This is a genomic window from Yersinia sp. 2542 StPb PI (assembly GCF_048593855.1).
GTDB lineage: Bacteria > Pseudomonadota > Gammaproteobacteria > Enterobacterales > Enterobacteriaceae > Yersinia > Yersinia enterocolitica_E.
Map to the genome: position 1 here is coordinate 1 of NZ_JAZGQA010000464.1, position 702 is coordinate 702.

The following is a 702-nucleotide window of genomic DNA, read 5'->3' on the forward strand; positions in this document are numbered from 1 at the left end:
ATTGAAATATATAACCTATTAATAATCGTCTTAATATTATTTTTTGTGAGTAGCTCATATCAATAATGTTTTTTTTCGCCAGTGTGAATGAACCATTATCAAGAGAGTCAAACAGACCGATGATATTAAGTAATGTGGATTTTCCTGAGCCTGATGGCCCCATAATAGAAACGAAATCACCTTTTTCAACGCTGAAGCTAAGATGATTAATAACCTTGGTTTTAATTGTTTTGGTGGTATAACACTTTTCAGCATTTTGTATATTTAGCATGTTATTTGAACTCAATAATATCGTATTCACTATTGTTAGTTTCTGGGGGGGTGACAATAATTTCCCCAACCTTTATTCCTGCTATTATCTCTGTTTTCATCGGGCTCCGACGATCTATTTCTATTTTAGATTTAATAGCTAGATCATTTTCTGGCTGATATATGTAGATGAAGTTATTTCCATCATCATCGGAAATGATACTATCAGTTGGTACCATCAATGCAGAGCTGTTTTTTTCTTGTAGTGGGATTTGTATTTCAATAGATTGCCCTCTTTTAAGTAGGGAGGTAGTGTCATGTAGTGGGATTAGTTTTGCTTTGAATTTACCATTTTCAACAATAGTGGATACTGACTCAATAAGTAGTTGTGTATCTTGACCATTTATTATTGCCAAGATTTGGCTTTGTGGCTTAATTTTATCGAGGTAATAT

General features: G+C 33.0%; 1 protein-coding gene and 1 pseudogene. Both read right to left on the reverse strand.

The features are described 5' to 3' along the window. On the reverse strand, positions 1-271 hold a 271-nt coding region (locus V1952_RS22305; RefSeq protein ID WP_420075606.1), incomplete at its 3' end, for an ATP-binding cassette domain-containing protein. Position 272: 1 nt separating this feature from the next. Then, positions 273-702: pseudogene (locus tag V1952_RS22310) on the reverse strand (RND transporter); the annotation flags it as partial.